Source organism: Gabonibacter chumensis, from assembly GCF_024741215.1.
GTDB classification, from domain to species: Bacteria; Bacteroidota; Bacteroidia; order Bacteroidales; family Marinifilaceae; genus Gabonibacter; species Gabonibacter massiliensis.
In genome coordinates, this window is record NZ_JANSKB010000002.1 from 294362 (window position 1) to 314977 (window position 20616).

Annotated in this window: 18 protein-coding genes; 9 read left to right on the plus strand and 9 right to left on the minus strand. The window is 40.6% G+C overall.

Going from position 1 to position 20616, the window contains the following annotated elements; genetic code table 11:
- Positions 1-8: 8 nt before the first annotated feature.
- The gene (locus NVS78_RS07895) at positions 9-551 is read right to left on the minus strand and encodes a TetR/AcrR family transcriptional regulator (protein ID WP_286358702.1); all 543 of its coding nucleotides are present in this window, start codon (positions 549-551) and stop codon (positions 9-11) included.
- Positions 552-819: 268 nt separating this feature from the next.
- Between NVS78_RS07895 and NVS78_RS07900 the strand changes: the two genes are divergently transcribed.
- The 5 genes from NVS78_RS07900 to NVS78_RS07920 all read left to right on the plus strand — a co-directional run bounded on the left by NVS78_RS07900 (position 820) and on the right by NVS78_RS07920 (position 5547).
- Positions 820-1749: a YitT family protein gene (locus NVS78_RS07900; protein WP_286358703.1), complete on the plus strand. Its 930-nt coding sequence runs from the start codon at positions 820-822 to the stop codon at positions 1747-1749.
- Between the two features lie 235 nt (positions 1750-1984).
- Positions 1985-3199 (plus strand): hypothetical protein, encoded by a 1215-nt coding sequence (locus tag NVS78_RS07905; RefSeq protein ID WP_286358704.1) that lies wholly within the window; start codon positions 1985-1987, stop codon positions 3197-3199.
- Positions 3196-3681: an RNA polymerase sigma factor gene (locus NVS78_RS07910; RefSeq protein WP_286358705.1), complete on the plus strand. Its 486-nt coding sequence runs from the start codon at positions 3196-3198 to the stop codon at positions 3679-3681. Before NVS78_RS07905 ends, NVS78_RS07910 begins: the two co-directional genes overlap by 4 nt.
- 10 nt (positions 3682-3691) lie before the next feature.
- A complete protein-coding gene (locus NVS78_RS07915; RefSeq protein WP_286358706.1) occupies positions 3692-4621 on the plus strand; it encodes a hypothetical protein in 930 nt (309 codons plus the stop codon).
- A 35-nt stretch (positions 4622-4656) separates the two neighbouring features.
- The gene (locus NVS78_RS07920; RefSeq protein WP_286358707.1) at positions 4657-5547 is read left to right on the plus strand and encodes an outer membrane beta-barrel protein; all 891 of its coding nucleotides are present in this window, start codon (positions 4657-4659) and stop codon (positions 5545-5547) included.
- A gap of 38 nt (positions 5548-5585) precedes the next feature.
- Here the strand turns inward: NVS78_RS07920 and hydF are convergent, their stop codons facing one another.
- On the minus strand, positions 5586-6791 hold the full coding sequence (hydF, locus tag NVS78_RS07925) for a [FeFe] hydrogenase H-cluster maturation GTPase HydF (protein WP_286358708.1): 1206 nt from the start codon (positions 6789-6791) through the stop codon (positions 5586-5588).
- Positions 6792-6797: 6 nt separating this feature from the next.
- Positions 6798-7949 (minus strand): sigma-54-dependent transcriptional regulator, encoded by a 1152-nt coding sequence (locus tag NVS78_RS07930; protein ID WP_270516614.1) that lies wholly within the window; start codon positions 7947-7949, stop codon positions 6798-6800.
- Positions 7950-8181: 232 nt separating this feature from the next.
- Here NVS78_RS07930 and NVS78_RS07935 point away from each other — a divergent pair, with 232 nt between their 5' ends.
- The 4 genes from NVS78_RS07935 (at position 8182) to NVS78_RS07950 (ending at position 14551) form a co-directional block, all read left to right on the plus strand.
- Positions 8182-10371, plus strand: a complete 2190-nt coding sequence (locus NVS78_RS07935) for a patatin-like phospholipase family protein (RefSeq protein ID WP_286358709.1) — start codon at positions 8182-8184, stop codon at positions 10369-10371.
- A 9-nt stretch (positions 10372-10380) separates the two neighbouring features.
- Positions 10381-11370 (plus strand): FAD:protein FMN transferase, encoded by a 990-nt coding sequence (locus NVS78_RS07940; RefSeq protein ID WP_286358710.1) that lies wholly within the window; start codon positions 10381-10383, stop codon positions 11368-11370.
- Between the two features lie 21 nt (positions 11371-11391).
- On the plus strand, positions 11392-13287 hold the full coding sequence (locus NVS78_RS07945) for a BamA/TamA family outer membrane protein (protein WP_286358711.1): 1896 nt from the start codon (positions 11392-11394) through the stop codon (positions 13285-13287).
- Between the two features lie 130 nt (positions 13288-13417).
- Positions 13418-14551: a cation:proton antiporter domain-containing protein gene (locus NVS78_RS07950; RefSeq protein ID WP_286358712.1), complete on the plus strand. Its 1134-nt coding sequence runs from the start codon at positions 13418-13420 to the stop codon at positions 14549-14551.
- A gap of 171 nt (positions 14552-14722) precedes the next feature.
- Here NVS78_RS07950 and NVS78_RS07955 read toward each other — a convergent pair whose 3' ends face one another.
- From NVS78_RS07955 to NVS78_RS07980, 6 genes are read right to left on the minus strand one after another with little or no spacing between them, the layout of a single operon-like run.
- Positions 14723-15970, minus strand: coding sequence for an efflux RND transporter periplasmic adaptor subunit (locus NVS78_RS07955; protein ID WP_286358713.1), 1248 nt, complete (start codon positions 15968-15970; stop codon positions 14723-14725).
- 2 nt (positions 15971-15972) lie between these two features.
- Positions 15973-17040 carry a TolC family protein gene (locus NVS78_RS07960; protein ID WP_286358714.1) on the minus strand — a complete coding sequence of 356 codons (1068 nt, stop codon included), beginning with the start codon at positions 17038-17040 and terminating at the stop codon, positions 15973-15975.
- Between the two features lie 27 nt (positions 17041-17067).
- Positions 17068-17448, minus strand: coding sequence for a hypothetical protein (locus NVS78_RS07965; protein WP_286358715.1), 381 nt, complete (start codon positions 17446-17448; stop codon positions 17068-17070).
- A 14-nt stretch (positions 17449-17462) separates the two neighbouring features.
- Positions 17463-18623 (minus strand): ABC transporter permease, encoded by a 1161-nt coding sequence (locus NVS78_RS07970; protein WP_286358716.1) that lies wholly within the window; start codon positions 18621-18623, stop codon positions 17463-17465.
- Positions 18620-19846 carry an ABC transporter permease gene (locus NVS78_RS07975; protein ID WP_286358717.1) on the minus strand — a complete coding sequence of 409 codons (1227 nt, stop codon included), beginning with the start codon at positions 19844-19846 and terminating at the stop codon, positions 18620-18622. The genes NVS78_RS07970 and NVS78_RS07975 overlap by 4 nt, the downstream gene beginning before the upstream one ends.
- On the minus strand, positions 19843-20505 hold the full coding sequence (locus tag NVS78_RS07980) for an ABC transporter ATP-binding protein (protein ID WP_286358718.1): 663 nt from the start codon (positions 20503-20505) through the stop codon (positions 19843-19845). Before NVS78_RS07980 ends, NVS78_RS07975 begins: the two co-directional genes overlap by 4 nt.
- Between the last annotated feature and the right edge of the window lie 111 nt (positions 20506-20616).

Consider the following 20616-nt stretch of genomic DNA (forward strand, 5'->3'; position numbering starts at 1 on the left):
TAAAATAATTATTTCTTTATGATACCGTAAAATAGAATACGAGTATATTCATTAATAATCTGATCTATAGGTTCATGTTCATATCTTCGGATAAAACCGAATTCGAGACTTTTAAGAACGGGTTGTAAAAAAGCGGCGAATGTTTTCGAATCGCTAACGTTAAAAATTTCACTTTGAACCCCTTCCTTAAAAATATCTTCTAATAATTCCAGCTCCTTTGCATCTATATTTTTCCTTAAAATTTCAATTCGACTGTTGTTATATAAAAATGTTTTTTTGATATATTCACTATTACACATTAATTCGGCGATCAAATGAAATCTTTCTTTAATATATAACTTTAGTCTTTTATCGGCTGGCAAGGCCGTTGCTGTTGCCTTTATCAACTTTTGATGAATCATTTCTATTTTTTGATCGACAATCTGATTGAAAATATCCTCTTTGCACTTGTAATAAGTGTATAGCGTGCGGCGACTGATTTTAGCGGCACTTGCAATATCTTTCATTGTTGTTCGATAAAAACTTAATTCTGCGAACAACTTCTGTGCCACGTCAATGATTCTTGCTTGAGTTATTTGTAATCTCGATCTCAATTAATACACACTTTTGATAATGTGTGCAATTATAGCTCTTTTTTCGAAGATATAAATAAAAAAATGGGGAAATATTATTTTTCTATTTGAGATAAATTCCTTACAAGGTATGACAAAAGTCATGTTTTTGTAGCATTTCGCCTCCTATATTCGCGGCCTGATTTAGAAGGCGCTGTTTTTTACAGGCCGTGATGTTTGTAGTAGTATAATTAAATTAAAAATTCGAATGACATTTTCGTTGATGAAAGAAAAACCTTTCACGAAAGAATGGTTTAAAACGTATGCTTTGTTAGTCGGCGGAGCATTTGTTTTGGCATTGGGATACAGTTGTTTTATGGCTCCTTACAAGATTGTCCCGGGGGGAATATACGGTATTACCATCGTATTGCAGCATATGTGGGGATTCCCGATCGGTATGGCGGCACTCTGTTTTAATCTGCCGTTGAGTCTGTTGGGGATGAAAGTTTTAGGACCGCAGTTTGGTGTTAAAACGTTTGTTTGTTTTATTTTGGTGGCTGTATTTGCCGACAGTATACCGGCTATACTTTTAACGTTGATGGGAGAGCCTATTCCGATTAACGGATTGTTGGATCCGTTTAAATTGGGAGATGAAGTTCTGTTAGCTTGTATTTTCGGCGGTGTCGTTATGGGAGTAGGAGTGGGAATGATATTGAAAACCAGGGCCTCGAGCGGAGGTACGGATGTGCTTTCGAATATATTGCACAAATGGACGCATCAGCCGTTAGGACAACTTCAGATGACCGTGGACTCCTGTATTGTCGTGTTCGGTTTCCTGATGTTTCAGGATTGGAAGGTACCGATGTATTCCTGGTTAGCTATATTTCTGATGGGTAAAACGATAGACGTCGTGTTGCAAGGATTTGCGAATGAAAAGACCTTTTTTATTATATCGGATAAGGTAGAAGATATCCGTCATTTTATTCTGACCGATATCAAACGAGGGGGATCGATCGTTCCGATTCAGGGAATGTATAACCGGACGGAAAAAGAGATGATCATGACTATGGTTAACCGTCGTGAAATGGCGACTCTGCAACGGGCTATTTACCAAATCGATCCGAATGCTTTTGTGACGATTTTGGATGCGAAAGAGATATTGGGAAAAGGATTTAAGAAATTGAATTCCGAGTCGTAAAGTTTTTGTAAAAAATTAATAATCAGTATATAAACGTCGTTTTTCCATAAAAAACGACGTTTCTTTTTTATTTAGGTTCATCTCGTGCGTTCCGGATAATCCGTTTGGAGGCTTGTTGTGTCTGGTATAAATGATCGGATCACTCCTGTACGGATTTTGTTTTAGTTAAAATTATTTTTTGCTTGTAACTATTCACGATATTTGTCCGTCATAGGGTTGAATTAAAATAAAGCGTATGATGAAATCAGGAGTATTGATCGTATTATTCGTCTGTATGTGGCAAGGGATACGGGCCGGAGTGAATGAGGTGAGAATATTCGGGGAGGTTACCACGGTAACCAATAGAAAGGTTGTGGGATATATTTCTTGGGGGAAAAGTAACTTATATTGGGTGGATTTATTCACGGCTATGAAAATAAATAATCCGTATACCTCTTATTTTAGAGGAAAAGATTCTGTTTTATTAAAAAACGAGGTCCATGCGGAGCCGGGGATTCATATTTTCTCTTGCCGTTTTGGTAATATAAAAAGTATTCGTCCGACAGCTACCGATCGAATTGAATTGCAAATAAAAAATGGAGATATCATCGAGTTACAAAAAGGTTCATTGCATGATATAGGAGAGGATATTGGGATTGAGAAAAAGAACGGAGAGTTCGAAATTCTTTCTTGGGAATTGATAAGTGAGATTAAATTCTACGCGGCTCCGGAAGATTTTTCGGCTCCCCGGGATGTGCCTATTGCCGGTATTGTAGCGACTCCATATGGAAAATTTAAGGGAATCGTCCGGTGGAATAGAGATAAAAATTCTTTAAGACAGACTATTAGCGGGGTAATTGGAGAGTATGGCGCAAGAGTCGCTTTTTCCAATGTCGTGTCTGTTCGAAAAACGGGTTCGGTAAGTATCGTAAGTTTAAAAAGTGGCAGGGAGATAAGTATGTGGGGGGAAGGTGATGTGAATGATGAAAATAGGGGAATTTTTATCAATATGGCATCTGTAGGACAAGTACGCGTGGAGTGGCCTGATTTCGTCTCTTTTGAAACGGTTGCTTTGGAAGATATAAAACAAATGGAATATGAGGATTTCTCGGAACCTGTTCGATTGAGAGGAAGTGTAAAAGATCGTGACGGTAGGATAATAGAGGGGATTTTGGTGTATGATTTGGACGAAGCGATGGATTTTGAATTATTGGAAGGGAGGAATGGGAATACGGTTTATGCGTTGCCTTTTCGTTATGTGAAAAAGATTGAGCCGAAAAATTATGAATACACTTGGGTGGAGTTAAAGAACGGGATAAAATTGATCTTGGGAAAATATAGCGATGTGAATGCTAATAATGAAGGTGTGTTACTTTTCAGAAAAGGAGAGAAACCGGACTATTTTCGCTGGCGAATGATAAAGCAGATTGATTTTTGGGGAAGCGATATACCTGAAATGAAGATGAAATGACAAGAGTAGAGTATAATCGATCGGTAGATGATATCTCGGATGGTTTGTTCCGTTTTCTTTATAAGGCATGTCGTTCGAAGGAGATGGCGCAGGATATCGTGCAGGACAGTTTCCTGAAATTATGGGAAATGCTATCTGTGATTGAAAAGAGTAAGGCGAAATCGTTTCTTTATACTACGGCTTACCACCGAATGATAGACCTTCTTCGGCGAGAATATAAATATGGCGATATTGAAGAGATCGATAGTCGGTTTTCGGAAGAGAGTAATAATCCGCCCGATTTACAGGATGTGTTGGATTCGGCGTTGGCGAAACTACCTACCATACAAAAGACCGTGGTGTTATTGCGGGATTACGAATCCTATTCTTATCAAGAGATTGCGGAGATTACGGGATTGAACGAGACGCAGGTGAAAGTATATATATTTCGAGCCAGAGCCTATATGAAAGAGTTTATCCGTAGACCTGATTTGGTAATTTAAGGAGGGAGATATGATAACAAAAGAGAATTACGAGAGTTACTTTATTGACTACCTGGAGGGCCTATTGCCGGAGGCATTACAAGAAGAATTGGACGATTTTTTGTTCAGGCACCCGGATTTACGCGAGCAGATGGAGGGAATAGAACAGGCAAGATTAACGCCTCCTTTGTTAAAATGGGAGAAAAAATCTGCCTTGAAACAAGAGAATCGGAACGGGAGGATGGATTATTATGCTATTGCTGTTTCCGAGAATGTTTTAACTGAGGATGAACGGAAAAGGGTAGAGAAGGAGATGGGTGAAGAGAAGTTTCGTGAGGTGGCGGCTGTTTATTCTCGATTAAAAATGATTCCAGATCTCTCTATCCGTTATCCGGAAAAGAGAAATTTATACCGGTGGTCCGGGTGGCTGTACGGAGTGGTGCGTTACGGGGGTGTTGCTGCCCTTGTAGTGATCCTGTTCGGGATTATATTCTATTGGATGGGAGAGGATAAAGCGAGAGAAAGTCACTCTTCTCCGATTGTTGCTCGTTTAGAGAGTAGAGAAATTGCGCATAAAGCGCCTGCTATACCGGCTATACTTAAAGATAATTCCTTGGCAAAGCCCGAAGCGACGGTTCCCGTCAGGTATTTGCAGAAGCGGACCCCTCCATTTGTCGATAAACCGATACAAACTGTTCAGCGGATTGTGGCCATGTCGACAATTCCGGCTGATGGAGATATGGCTATCGGCCGGGAGATCATTTTGATCCCTAAAGCGGATTTGCAGGCGATGAAACCTGAGATTACCTTCGATCGAATTGCAGAACGGGACAAAAAAGACTACGCGTTGACACCGGATTTGAAAATTGAGGATAATTTTCTGTCTAACTTGATTCGGGCGGGAAAAGACTGGAAGGAACGTTTCAAGGATAAGGATCGGAAAGAGTATGTTTTGTGGTAGATAACACGATTATAAATAAGATAAAAATTTGAATTATGAAACTGATAATTATTGTCTGTGTGTTTTTGTTGGAGTGTATTACGGCTTCTGCTCAAAAAGATTCCGTTGTGATACGTGATTCCTGGCATAAAAGAGATTCGGTTAAAGAGAGAAGTCAATCCAACGATTCGATCGGGAAAGAGGAGGAGATGATCGTCTGGGATACACTCGTAAGGCGTCCCAAAGAGAGTGTTCGGATCTTTGGAACGACCTATGAAATAGAGATGTTTGATGATAATCAAAATGACAATTCTCGTTTTACCGGGCATTGGAGAGGGTTTTATTTCGGGTTTGTAAATTTTGGGAATACCGATTATTCCGAATACGGAGGGGATCGTTTTCTGACGTTGGATTGGGCCAATTCTTTTACGATACAATTTAATCTTTCTCAGTTTTCATTGCCGGTGAATTTGAATTTCGGTTTTGTTACCGGTTTGGGTTTAGAGTACCAGCGCTTGCGTTTTGACCGTAACATTACCCTGCATAAGGATGAAATGGGGCAGTTACAACCCCTTCCTCTATCGGAGTTAGGAATCGATCGTCCCAAGAGAAGTACATTTAAAATTTTATACTTGACTTTGCCTATCCTTATGGAGTATCAATACCGTCTGAAAAATAAAAATATATTTTACGTGTCTACCGGATTTATGGGGGGACTTCGGCTTCACTCCAAGACTAAAATCGTTTATAAAAGCGATAAGGGAAATAAACGGATACGAAAAGATTCGGGAAGTTACGGAATGGCTCCGGTTAAGGTGGACTATGTGTTGAGAATGGGTTTCCGGGGGATCAGTCTCTGGGGCGGTTATACTTTGACTCATCTGTTTAATGCCTCTACGGCTCCCGGGGTTCACCCGTACTCCATCGGATTTGGTTTTATATTATAATTGTAGCGATTCTTTCATATTAAAAATCGGGAAGTTTTTCAATTTCCCGATTTTTTAAATACCTCTATGGCCCGGTTAAAGATACCGTGCAGGTAGGCGATGGTCATGCCGTAATTACTGACCGGTATTCCAGCGTCGATGGCGGGTTGAAGTCTGTTTTTTAATTGTTTACCGGTAATCATGCATCCTCCGCATTGGATGACCATGGCGTAGTCCGTGACCGGCCGAGCGATGTTATCCAATCCCACGATAAAATCAAAGGTAAATGTTTTACCGGTATATGTTTGTAGCCAGTGCGGGATTTTATGGCGTCCGATATCCTCGCAGGAGACATGGTGAGAGCAGGATTCCAGCATGAGTATGCGGTCTCCTTCTTTCAGATTCTCAATTTGTCCCGTTCCTTGCAAGTAAGCTTCGAATTGCCCCTTATGTCGGGCTAAGACTATACTGAAACTGGTCAGGGGAATCTCTTCGGGTACGATGGCTGCTACTTTTTTAAAAACCTGGCTGTCTGCGATGGCTAATCGGGGACGTATCCCTGTTTTTTGTAGAAAAGTGGCTATCTCCTCGGGTTGCAAAACAATGCTTGTACAGTGGTTGTCCAAGATATCCCGGATCATTTGTACTTGCGGTAAGATTAAACGTCCGGCCGGAGCTTCGGAGTCGATAGGTGTTATCAATAAAACGACATCTCCAGGGGAGAGTAAATCCCCGATTAAGGATTCCGGTCCTTGCTGTTGACTTTTCCATACCTCTTTCAATGCTTCGATAACGCGATGATTTTGTCGGGAAAGCGTGGAAAAATCAATAACAGGGCAGCGATATGCTTTTACTAATTTGTTTTCAAGTGCGGGAAGCAGGGATTCTTCATCACTTTTGTTATGGAGAATGATAAAAGGTATTTCTAACTTTTGTAAATCGTTGATTAACGACTCTTCTTCCTGTCCGAATCGGTTATGGGCGATTACGACTATGGCGATATCGGCTTGAGTAATCGCGTTTCGGGTTTTTTCTACTCTTTTTTTTCCGAGTTCTCCGGAATCGTCAATTCCTGCCGTATCCATAAAAATAACGGAGGCGAAGTCCGGAATTTCATAACTTCTTTTAACCGTATCGGTTGTGGTTCCTGCAATTTCAGAAACAATAGCTATCTCTTGTCCCGTTAACAGGTTAATGAGAGAACTTTTCCCATTATTTCTGCGTCCTAACAGGACGATATGTAGTTTATTTTCTTTTCCCATCATGTTTTATTACCTATACATCTCAACATCTTCTTTGGTAATGGTCTGACCGCATAAAATGATCAAACGTTCTACGACATTGCGTAGTTCCCGGATATTACCCGTCCAATCGCATCCTTTTAAGGCTTTTATGGCATCCGGGGTAAGCGTTTTGGTGGCAATACCCATTTCCGAACAGATCTCACTGATAAAATAATTGGTTAAGGGCTCGATATCTTCGATTCTTTGGTTCAACGGCGGAACGTCTATGATAATGACACTGAGGCGGTGGTACAGGTCTTCCCGGAAATTTCCTTTTTCAATTTCCTGCTTCAGATTCTTATTGGTAGCGGCAATTACCCGTACATCTACATTGATATCCGTGTCTCCTCCGACCCGTGTGATCTTTTGTTCTTGCAGGGCACGTAGTACTTTTGCTTGGGCACTTAAGCCCATATCTCCTATTTCGTCCAGGAACAGGGTTCCCTCGTTAGCAAGTTCAAACTTTCCCTTTTTTTGTTTAATGGCAGAAGTGAAGGCTCCTTTTTCGTGTCCGAATAATTCGCTTTCGATCAATTCGGAGGGAATTGCGGCACAGTTGACCTCGACAAAGGCGTTATTCCGGCGATTACTGAGTTCATGGAGTTGACGGGCAACCAGTTCTTTTCCGGAGCCGTTCGGGCCGGTAATTAAAATCCGTGCATCCGAAACGGCTACTTTCTCGATCATCGAGCGAACATGATTGAGAGCTTCGGAATTTCCGATCATCTCGTATTTTTTACTGACTTTATTTTTCAGCGTTTTGGTCTCGTGTATGAGCTGATGCTTGTCGGTCGCATTTTTGATTGTGATCAGTAGACGGTTCAGATCCAGAGGTTTCTCGATAAAATCATAAGCGCCTTTTTTAATCGCCTCGATGGCTGTGTCTATCGTACCGTGTCCAGAGATCATGATAACAGGGGTATCGACGGAAAATTCCTTGATGCGTTCCAATACCTCTATCCCTTCCATCTTCGGCATTTTAATATCACAAAAAACGATGTCCGGTTTTTCCGATTTCACGGTTACCAGTCCTTCCATGCCGTTTTCTGCTAAAAGAACTTCATGTCCTTCATACAGTAATATGTCTTTCATTGAATTCCGAATGCTACGTTCGTCATCAATTACCAATATCTTTGTCATATTTTTCGTTATTTTTTCCACAGTCTTGGCAAAAATAACGAAATAAAACGAATCGTCGGTAAAAGCCTTTTTATTTTATTGTAAAAATGTAAGGATAAATGTTTACAGGTAGATTTAATTTATGAGTGATGGAATGTTTTTTAACCGGGTACGATGGTGAATTCAGGAGAAATAACTACATTTGGGAAGATTGAACGGAGGGGTAATGGAAGGCTGAATTAAAAATGTTTCTATGAGACGATTGTTATTGTTGCTTATCGTTTTTTTTGTTGTAATGGATGGGAATGCCCAGCGTAAAAAGGTGGGTTTGGTATTGAGTGGGGGTGGTGCTAAAGGTGTGGCTCATATTGGGGTGCTGAAAGTGTTGGAAGAGGCCGGGATACCGATAGATTATATTGCGGGAACGAGTATGGGGGCTATCGTGGGAGCGTTATATGCCATCGGGTACGATGCTCATATCATGGATAGTTTGGTACGGAAGCAAGATTGGATTTTTTTATTGAGTGATAAGGTATATCGTTATAATTTGCCTTTTTCTGAGAAGGAGGTAAATGAAAAGTATTTGATTTCGATTCCGATTAACAATAACCGGGAGATAAAAATGCCTTCTGGTTTTATTAGCGGGCAAAATATTTATAATCTTTTTTCCGATTTGACGATCGGTTATCATGATTCGTTGAATTTTGATCGGTTACCGATCCCTTTTGCCTGTGTTGCCAGTAATTTGGTGGACGGTAAGGAAGTTGTTCTGGATAGAGGTAGTTTGCCCTTATCTATGCGGGCAAGTATGGCTATTCCCGGCGTTTTTGCCCCGGTACTTAAAAATGGTATGGTATTGGTTGACGGTGGAATCTCCAATAATTTTCCGGCAGATTTGGCTAAGCGAATGGGAGCAGATATTTTGATAGGAGTGGATGTACAAGCCGAGTTGAGGGATGCTAAAGGGTTGGAATCTGTAACGGGTATTATCGATCAAATGACCTCTTTTTTGGGAATTCAAAAGTATGAAGAGAACAAGAAGTTATTGAACGTGTATATAAAACCGGATGTGGCTCCTTATTCGGCGGCGAGTTTCTCCCGGGAGGCTATCGATACGTTGATCATGCGCGGGGAACGGGTCGCCAGAAGTCAGTGGGATGAGTTGATTGCATTGAAGAAAGAGATAGGAATAGGGGAAGAGGCAAAGGAGGAAAAAGAGATAGAGAATAAATTACTTGAAAGCGATACGATTTGGGTGAATCGGATCATCATTAAAGGTATTGATGAACGGGATGAAAAATGGCTGAAGAGAAAAATACGATTGAAAAATTATACCCGTATTACTACGCGTGATATACATCAGGCTATTGCGGAGTTATACGGGACGGGAGCGTTCGCTCATGTCAGTTACCGTATAACCGATGCTCCCAACTGTAATTTGGAATTGATTCTGAAGGAAAAATCCATGAGTTCGTTGAATCTCGGATTCCGTTTCGATACGGAAGAGATGGCGGCTATTTTATTGAATACGACCATCAGCCACCGGACCTTGAGAGGTTCTCGTCTCTCTTTAACCGGTCGGCTGAGTAAAAACCCGTACGTACAATTGGATTACTCTTTAGGGAATACTTTTTTAAGACGTTTTAATATTTCCTATATGTTTAAATACAATGATTTGAACATATATGTAAAAGGAAAGAAAACAGATAATATAACTTATACGTTTCATCGGGGAGATTTGAGCATTTCGGATATCTATTTTAAGAATTTAAAGTTTCAATTGGGGTTGCGGTATGAATATTTTGATTATGACGCCTTTTTGTACGCGGATCGGGAGCATAACATAAACGTGGAACCGGAAGGATTTTTCATTTATTACGGGCTGGCTCACGTCGAGACTTTTGATAAGCGCTATTATCCCACGAGAGGGAGTTCTTTAAAGGTGGATTACTCTTTTTACACGGATAATTTTGTGACTTATAATGGTGGGACTCCTTTCTCCGCTTTGGGGTTTGATTTTACTTCGGTTATTTCAATTACTCGACGGGTAAAGATGTTACCTTCTATTTATGGTCGGATTTTGATAGGAAAGAATGTTGCTTATCCCTATATGAATGCCATGGGGGGAGAAGTTGCCGGAAGATATGTCGCGCAGCAATTGCCTTTTTATGGAATACAAAACTTGGAGCAATTCGAAAATTCGCTTGTCGTGGCTAAACTGCATTTCAGGTATCGTTTGGGAATGAATCATTATGTTTCTTTGATTGGAAATTATGCCAAGCAAAAAGATAATTTCTTTGATATTTTGAGTGGTGATGATGTATGGGGTGGCGGGGCCGGTTATTCTTATGACAGCATCGTGGGACCTATAGATGTCACTTTTAGTTTGTCGAACTGGACGAAAAAATTAGGTTTTTACTTTAGTTTAGGATATTATTTTTAATTGAATAAAATGAGGAACTGGATATTGATTGTCGGATTCCTGATGGTTGTCGTCGGTTGTCGTCATCAGGAATATAAATTTATGGAGGGGAAAATATACGGGACTTATTATTCTATCTCTTACGAGAGTGTGCTGAATTACGATACTGTTATCATAAAAGAGATGGAACGGGTAAATTATTCTCTTTCTATGTTTAACCCTCATTCCGTGATTGCGAAGGTCAATCGCGAAGAAAGCGATCAGGTCGATTCGCTTTTTGTCAGGATGTTTATTCAAGCTCGAAAAGTGTATGATGCGACGGAAGGAGCCTTTGATATTACCGTGGCTCCGTTATCCAATGCTTGGGGATTTGGATTTAAGAATGAGCGTTTGCCTTCGGCAGAGAAAGTGGATTCTTTATTGCAATATATCGGAATGAATAAGTTGACTTTGAATGGCATGCAGCTTATAAAGGCCATAGAGGGGGTACAACTTGATGCAAGTTCTATCGCTAAAGGATTAGGAGTCGATTTGGTGGCCGATTTTTTAGATAAAAAAGGAGTAAAGAATTACATGGTCGATATCGGGGGGGAGATCCGGGTACGGGGAATAAGCAGTAAAAAGCGTGCCTGGAGGATAGGGATAGACAAACCCGTGGATGATGTGAGTGCTTCCACGAGGGAATTACAGGCGGTGGTCGCCATAGAGGGGGGAGCTTTGGCAACCTCTGGCAATTATAGAAACTTTTATGTGGTAGACGGGAAAAAATATGCCCACACGATCAATCCGAAAACGGGTTATCCGGTTCAACGGGATATATTGAGTTCTTCCGTGTATGCCCCTACCTGTATGGAGGCGGATGCTTATGCTACGGCTTTTATGGTTTTAGGGAAAGAAAAAGCTCAAAAAATTATAGAAGAAGATACAAAATTGGAAGCTTGTTTCGTATATTTGGACGATAGGGGAAAACAAGAGGTATGGATGTCCGATGGGTTTAAAAAATTGATCGTCTCGGAGTAAATTTTCAGAGAAAAAGGAGTAATGGTTAAGATTCTGATTTTGGTGTTAGTGTGTGTAGTGGTCGTGGGGCAAGGTCATGCACAACCTTCGTCGGAAAATGTTCGTGTGGAGAAAAGGATTTCGCGGGATACAATCGTGGAGAGCGGTGTGTTTCAGCCGGACAGTCTGATTCGGGATACGCTTCGCTACGAGTATACGAAAATAAAGAATGCGGCTTATCGTTGGAAATGGACGAAAGAGTTGTATAAAATGATTTTTGTTAATCCCAAAAAATATAATATCGATGTTGTACAATCGGAAAATAGCGAGGATCGGTATAAGAAGTACAAGGGGAAAAAAATTCGGGAGATTGATGTTAAGATTCTTCCGCCATTCGGGACGAGTGTCAGGGACACGATATACGAACGGGATAGTTTGGATTGGTTGCGAATGATGGGTAATAATGTACACCAGAAAACTTCGGAACGGATCGTGAAGAAACAGTTGACGGTAAAACCGGGCATGACGGTAGATCCTTTCGAGTTAGTAGAGAATGAAGTTTTATTAAAACGTCTTTCTAATATCGACGATGTTTTAATCGAGATAGAGGAGATACCGGGAGATACCGATGAGGTGGATTTGTTGGTTATCTGTAAAGATGAATTTTCTTGGACGGGAGAGGTTTGGAGTAATTTTTTAAATGCGGCGGATATCGGTATAGAGAGTAAAAATTTGTTTAGAAGGGGACATCAGGTACATTATCGGGCCAGCTACCGGGGGCGGAAAGAACAGCGTTGGGGTAACCTTATCGAGTATCAGGTTGATAATTTGTTTTCTACCCGGGTGGATTTTTATGGCAGTTATGAGAATACTTATGTCCGGGATATGTTGACCCTCTCTTTGAATAGATCTTTTCAAACCTCTCGCACAAAGTGGGCGGGAGGTGTCGGTTATAGTCGGGTATACTCTTCGTCGACTTTGGTAGACCGGGATATTACGAAGCCTGTGGAGTTATTCAATTATCGCTTGTTCGATACGTGGGTGGGGAGATCTTTTTATTTGGGAGAAAAATACAGTTTTACTCGTAATCTTTATTTGACCGGTCGATATATGGGAACGCAATTTGTCAATCGACCGATTGTGACCAGCGATTCAAATTCTTACTATTATAACCGAAGTACTTTTATCGGGGCAATCGCTTTCATGAAATTGAAATATTTTAAAGCTAATCTGATTTATGATTTCGGTCGGACGGAGGATATTCCTTCCGGTTTGTATGGAGCTTTGCTTTATGGATACGAGAGAGGCGATTTTACAAAAAACGGTTATATAGGAACGGAGTGGTATTATTCCTGGTTTAATAAATATACGAATCGTTTTTACGCGTTTCATGCGGCTTTGGGATCCTTCATGGATGGGTATGATTTTGAAAGTGGAGTTTTTAAATTAGGAGCCAGTTATTTCAGTCGATTGTATCACTTGTCCAAACACCGTCTGCGTTTTTACAGCAGTATGGAGTATGTGAAAGGAATCAAGCGAAGCAACGATGATTACATCTATTTCGAGGATAGTAAGATTACAGGTTTTGATGCCGATACGTTACGAGGAAATCAAAGGCTTTCTGGTTCTCTATCGGCAACGCTTTTTTTGCCTTATATTAAGCGGGGATTCCGTGCTTCGCTTACCGGTTTCGTCGATGCCGGCGCTTTGGCAGAAGGAAATAAATCCATTTTGAAAGCTCAGACTTATTGGGCAGTCGGGGTTAGCGTGAATTTGCGGAACGATAATTTGATATTTAAAAATGTGAGTATTCGTTTAACCTATTATCCTAAGGTTCCACCCGGTTTTCACTCTTTTGATGTAGATATTTCCAGTCGACGTAGAACCGGATTTTTCGATTACCGTATATCTAAACCGGAGACTATTAAATATGAATAGCTAATGTTTAAGTTTTATCAATATTTGTTATTTATATTTTTAGACTCTACTGTTTTTTAATTATCGGCTTACGTGGAGGATTTCATTATCTTCGCGTGGGTTTAGAGGAATTATGTAATATATTGACCGGATGAAGAAAGTTTTTTTGTTTTCTGTTTTTTTGTTGTGTGGTTTATTGCTTTCCCAGGTGTTACCTTCGGAGATGGGGGCGACATATGGGATAGTATCAGGAGTGTCCAAATGGCTCATGTTTATATGCCTTGCTTTTATCATGATCAATGTTGGACGGGAGTTCGAGTTAGATAAAACTAGATGGAAATCTTATACTGCCGATTATTTTATTGCGATGGCTACGGCTGCTGTTCCTTGGATTTTTATTGCTATCTATTATATCTTTTTTCTTGATTCCGGTTTATCCTGGGATAAAAATTTATTGATCAGTCGATTTGCAGCTCCGACTTCTGCCGGAATTTTGTTTACCATGTTAGCGGCTGCCGGTTTAAAACAAGAATGGATTTACAAAAAGACACAGGTATTGGCTATTTTCGACGATTTGGATACCATATTGTTGATGATTCCTTTACAGATATTGATGATTGGTTTTAGATGGCAATTGTTTGTTATCGTATTGGTCGTTTGTCTTCTGTTGATTTTCGGCTGGAAAAAGTTGAGTTCTTTGGATATTCCGCAATCCTGGAGAGCGATCGTGATCTATTCCGTTTGTATTGTGGCCGCTTTTGAAAGTATCTATTTGTTGACGAAGTATTGGATGGGGCAGGATGGAGCCATTCATATCGAGGTTCTATTACCGGCTTTTGTGTTAGGAATGGTAATGAAAGCCGTACATCATACCTCTGTTATCGAGGTGCGAGTTTCCAGTTTTATCTCTTATCTTTTTATGTTCTTGGTAGGGTTGAGTACGCCGTTGTTCATAGGATTGGATACGAGTGGAGAGGCTATGCCGGGTTGGGGAATGCTGATTTTTCATGTAGTCGTTGTTACTTTCCTTTCCAACCTGGGGAAGATGTTCCCTTTGTTTTTCTATCGTGACCGGAATATATTGGAACGTTTGGCTCTTTCCGTGGGAATGTTTACCCGGGGAGAGGTCGGTGCCGGGATCATCGTTATTGCTATGGGCTATCAATTAGGCGGACCGGCGTTGATTATCTCTATTCTCAGTTTGGTACTGAATCTTGTATTGACAGGATTCTTTGTCGTGGCGGTAAAATATCTATCCCAGAGAGTGTATGGAGTTAGAGAATAACAATATAGGGATTTAGTGATTCTGGGATTTTGTGATTCTGTGATTTACGATTTAAAGATGGCAATATTGGAATTTTAATCATAAATCGTAAATCATAAATTAATTGCAGATTCTGTGATTCAAAATCAATCACTCAATCATCTAATCGTTTAATCTCTGAATTATCGGTTGTCAGTTTTTGATGCGGATTTTTTTGTCGTTTTGGTAGCGGGACATATCCGATACGATGACTTGCTCTCCGGTTGCCAGCCCGTTGATGACTTCGATTTGTTCGAAACTGCCTTCTCCCAATATCACTTTCTTTTTGATTGCCTTCCCCTCTGAAACAATCCATAAATCGTATTCTCCCGGACCTATATAGTACGATCCGTTTCCGATCCGCAGAACCTCTTCTTTGAGGGCATGGGTGACATAGGTATCTACCTTTAGGCCGGAACGTAGTTTAGGATGATTGTTTTCCGCGAGTAAAACGGAGAATTTGATCATGCCGTTTTTTACGGATGGAGTGACATTGCTTACGGTACCGGAGAGTTTATCGCTTCCTATTTTTACGGTAACCCGATTTCCTGAATTGATTTTATCGGCATATCCGTCGGCTATTTCGGCTTCTATTTTGAAACGGGTAAGATCGGAAATGATGGCTACGTCCGAACCTTGATTGACGGAAGAACCGACCTGATCATTGATCCAGGTTAAGGTAGCGGAATGCGGCGCTCGTATTTGGGCTTCGCCCAAGGTCTTGAACATCAAATCGATGTTTTTTCGGGCAATTTTATAGTCTAACTCCAAAGATTTGATCTCGGCTTCCGAAGTCCGTTGTTGATTGGCGAATTTGCGTTTGAATTGTTCTAACTGCATCTGCTTGACTTTGTAGTCTAATTCCGTCTGTCGGACTTTGTCGGCGGTGCTGGCCCCTATACTGTCCAAGTATTTTTCGTTGTACAACATTACCTCCGATCGTTTGAGCTGCATCTCGTCAATTGCTATCTGCATTTGCATTTCAGAGAGTTGGTTTTCAAAGGTCGCTTTCTGGAGTTCCAATTTATTTCTTTTCATTTGAAGTTCTTCCTGTTTGGTTTCGTATTCCGTTTTTATGGTTTCCAGATCGAGTTTTAGCAAGGCTTCTCCCTTTGTTACCTTTTCTCCCGCTTTTTTATATACTTCCAGAATTTTGGAAGATACGGGGGAGGTAATAACCTGTTCTTCTTGAGAGACTATTTTTCCAACGGCATAGACCGATATCTCTAAGGGGCCTTTATCGACGGAATATACCCGTATATTTTTAGCTGCAATGCCGGGTTGAAACAAATACATCAGAGAATAAAAGCCTATCCCGGTAAAAAAGGAGATTACGATGATCTGCAGTATCCGTTTTTGTTTTCGTCGTTTTTTTATTTCGGGTGAAATTGCTCTGTCCATGATTAGAAATTTAAGGTTTTAAATTCGTCGTAGGTAATCTCTTTATTTAATTCAAAATCAAAAAGGGTCAATTGCCTGAGGGTATAAAATTGAGTCCAAGAAGAGGATAGTTGATGGATGTAATTGCGTTTAGCATTATCCCTTTCTACTTGGGCCGCGTTAATGTCCAGTACGCTTATTTGTCCCATCACGAAGGTTTCGTATGCTGTTTTATAGCGTTGCTGGGCTATGGTATCGGCCAACTGGACAATTTCATTTAGTCGTCTTTGTTCCTGGTATTGCCTGACGATGGTAATTACGTTTTGTTCGAAATTCAGTCTTGATTGCTGTACCTCGTTTTTCGTAATCTCTTCCCGGGAGCGAGCCATTTCGATCTTGCCTTTTCGTTTTCCCCAGTTTAGAATGGGGATGCTGATCCCTAAACTGACAGCTTCCCGGTTTTGGAGATTTTGATACGTTCTTTTGAAAGTCGTATTGCTTCCAGTATATCCGATTGTCGCGTATATGTCTGCCTGAAAACCGCTTTCTGCTTTTGCTTGGGCTATTTGTTGCTTGGCCTCCAATAATCGGCAAACAATATCATAACGGAATGGATTATTTTTATTTGCTATTTCCATTACCCTTTCTATGGAAATCTCGATATCTGGACATGCGGCAGGAATTTCCGGTTTAATATCGATTTGTTCGTTATAGCCGAGGTAGTTGCGAAGAGCGAACATTTTTTGTTCATACTCCTGCTGGGTCTGTATCAATGCGGAGGAAGCATTCAGTTGATTCAGTTTTAATTGCAATAGTTCGTTATCCGAAATAAGCCCCATGTTTTTTTTACTTGAGGCAATCTTTACTAATTTAGAGGAGTGTTCCAGATTTTGCTGGGCAATATCCACGTTTATTAAGGCTAACAAAAGATTGAAATAATGATTGATTGTTTGAATCGCTACCTTTTCCATCTCTACCGCAAATTGTTGTTTGGCCTGTTTGAATCTTTCCGGTTCAATGCGTTTATCCCATTTTAACGGATGAGAAGAGAGCAGGGGCTGATTTAAAGAGATACTGATGGGAATACTCATATAATTGGTCTTTTTTTCTCCGTCTAATTAATCTACTCTCTCTAATTCGGATTGAAGGGAGATACGCCCTCCGGTCAATGGAATATTCTGAGAGATAGACAACGAGAGCTGCTCGGACAGGGAATTGTTGGAAATAAAGGTATGGCTGCCGTCTTCTTTTAAGTAACTTGATAAGGTACGGTTAAAACTCGGAAAAGTACCTTTCAGCGTGATATTAGGTAATAGATCTGCTTTAAAATTCCGGTATTGCCAGTACGCAGCCTGAAATCGGTTTCTAACAATCATAGCATCAGTAGATTGGCTCTTTGCTAACTCTATGGCTTCGGATAAAGAGATTACCTTGGTTTCCTTTTGTCCCATGGAAGAGAGACAAAGGAAACCGAATAATACGGTCCATATTGTTTTCATAGTATCAGATGTTGTTATTCATAATGTAAGGTTTCCGCGGGATTTATTTGACTCACCGTATAAGCCGGATACCAAGCACTGAATAAGGCAAATGTTAACATGATGCATACCGTGATTCCCATGGCGAACAAATTGCCCGGGGTAAAATCCGAGATATAGCAGAAGAGGATTAAACCGGGTAACATAGCTAAACACGTGATAACCAAACTCTCCATAATTACGAGATAGATCATTCGGAAACGAGTGGATCCTATCGCCATGCGTAGTGCGTATTCGGATTTTCGTTTTCGAGAATAGGCCCAAAACAAGCCGAAAGTGCCGATAAAAGCGAAGACCAAAAGAAAAAGGGTCGGAATAGCCTGTAACGAGACCGATATGATCGTTTCTAATATTTCACCTATTTTCCATTGTTCGATCCGGTCTATTGTCGGGGTGTCAAGAGGATCTGGGAACTCTTTCCGAAACTCTTTATATAAATCCTGAACGTATGTATCGATATCGCTATCTATGATTTTAACATCGAATCCGCCGAAACTTACATTTTGTTTATCGTTTATCGGCAAGACGATTGTCGGGGTCGAAGGGGTAAAAGGATTGTTTTTAATCCCGGAAATGACCCCCGTGACGGTATAGGTATAGTTACCGTACTGGATTTTTTTCCCGATAGGATGCTTTAGACCTGACTCTTCCAAGAATTGCCGGCTAACGATCAAAGGTAGGCTTCCGTCTTCCGGAAAATTGCCGGAAAACCATTCTCCTTCTTCTATTTGGGGCTGATAGACGGCCAGACCGTTTTTGTCGGACCTATAGATCTTGGTGAGTATTTTGCGGTTGTCCACGACGACAGAGTCTCTCTTTGTGAATTGTCCTCCGTTTAAATAAGGGGTTAAATCTCCGTGTGATATGATACTGGAGGGATATTTTTGTCTCATCTTCGCAACGAGACTTTGTATCTTTTCGCCCACCTCCTCCGGAGAGTGGTTGTTTGTGTTGTTCAACCAAAAGATAATGGTGTTTTCCGTATTTAAGTTTCCGGGAGATAAGTAGAGACGGACTTTCTCGCTAAAAGAAAGAATACAGATAGTCAGAATGATAAAAACTAAAATCTGTTCGATGAAAATTCCCGTGTAGTGCTTTCTTTGATTCCAGATTAATTTAAGGATATGTGCGATCATTTTTTACCTCCTTTCAGCGTTTCTGCTATATTACGTTGTGTAATCATATAAGCCGGTAGGCCTCCGGCAAGAAAACTAAAGACGATGGACAAGGGTAGTACTTGAAATAAAACGATGTTTATTTTCAATTCAGGAAACAGAATGCTTCCTTCACAGACGAAAGCCGTTAACAGAGTGCTATTGATAGCATTGAAAATAGGGTATACAATCAATACACCCCATAGTGTTCCCGTTAACACGAGAAGAATATTTTCAGTCATGATTTGTAGGAAAGCGGACATTTTTCCGGCTCCCATGGCTCTTCTGATGCCGATTTCTTCCGAGCGGTTTGCCGTATTGGCGATGTTAAGGGTAATGATATTTACTGCCGGAATAACCAATAGAAGAAGAATCATGAGGTAATACTCATAATCCATGCCTGTTATGCCTTTACTGTTTGTTCTACCGTTTAGTACCGTGTTAAAATCTTCGGGGTAAATTTCGATTTCCCGGTTTCGTTCTTTATTATAGGCAACAAAAGCGTTGGCCACGTTTTTACGCATTTGGGATTCCGGCATCTCCCGCGGAAACATAATGTAAAGGTCATAAGATCGGGTTCTGTTGGGCCAAAAATGGTTGAATGTATAAGGAGCCCAGATCGTGGCGACCGGGTTCACGACGATGAAAGAGAAATCTTTCACAACTCCGATGACTTTGTAAGTTATCCCTTGTGCTTCCATCGTTTGATTTAGGGCAGAACCGTTTTTGAAATAGAGTTTGGCGCAACTCTCGGTAATGACTGCCACGGGAGTCTGGAGTTCTTTTTCCGTGAAAGGACGTCCTTCTATGAATTGAAATTGATAAATGTTCCAAAAATCATGATTCACATAGTTTATATAGTTTGATTTTAACTGATCGTTGATCAGAAGATTCAACGGCTGTCCCTGAATAAAAGAATACGTCTCGTATCCTTTCACGTGTTTCATGATATTCGGAATCTCTTCTTGCGTGAAATATCCCAGGTATCGACCTTGGTGATCTTTTTTCCAGCAGGAGATCATGACGGTACGATCGACATTGATACCCGGAGGCGTGTTATTGAGAAAGGTATTTCCGAATTGCAATATGATCGTTACAAAAATAAAAGTTAGTGCCGTACCTAATATGCAAAATAAGGCATAGACCTTGTTTTGTCCTATATTATAGAGCGCCGACTTCAGGTATAGGGCTATTTTCTTTTTCATATGATTTTACCGTCGGAAAATTGAACAATACGATTGGTTTTTTGAGCGATCTTTTCATCGTGAGTAACCATAACGATAGTCATACCGTCCTGATTTAATTGTGTAAGTATATCTATGATTTCAGTCCCCATCTTACTGTCGAGATTGCCCGTGGGTTCATCGGCGAGTAAAATTTCCGGTCCGCCGATCAGTGCTCTCGCGATGGCAACCCGTTGACATTGTCCTCCGGATAATTGGGTAGGAAAATGTTTTAATCGATGGGATAACCCGACTTTTTCCAATACTTCCATGGCTTTTTTTCGTCTTTCCGAAGAGGTTGTACCGTTGCGGTAGAGTAAGGGAAGTTCGACGTTATCCAACACGTTCAGAGCTTGGATCAGATGGAAATTTTGAAAGACAAATCCCAACTTCCGGTTTCTGAGTTTCGCTTTCACCTTATCGGATAGCCCTGTCGTTTCCACCTTTTCAATCAGCAATTGACCGCGGGTAGGATTATCAAGTAAACCGATAATATTCAATAACGTGCTCTTACCGCAACCGGAAGGTCCCATAATGGAAACAAACTCTCCTTTTTCAATGGAAAGGTTTACGTTTTCAAGGGCTTGCGTTTCGACCTCTTTTGTCCTGTAAATTTTATTAATATCGACGAGGGTGATCATAACCTCATTTTTTATGTATTTATTATTCTTTATCTTTGTTCCGGGAGAGATAGTGGTTATCTCCGGTACAAATGTGCGGTATTTTTTCGGATAGTCCGGTAAAACAATATA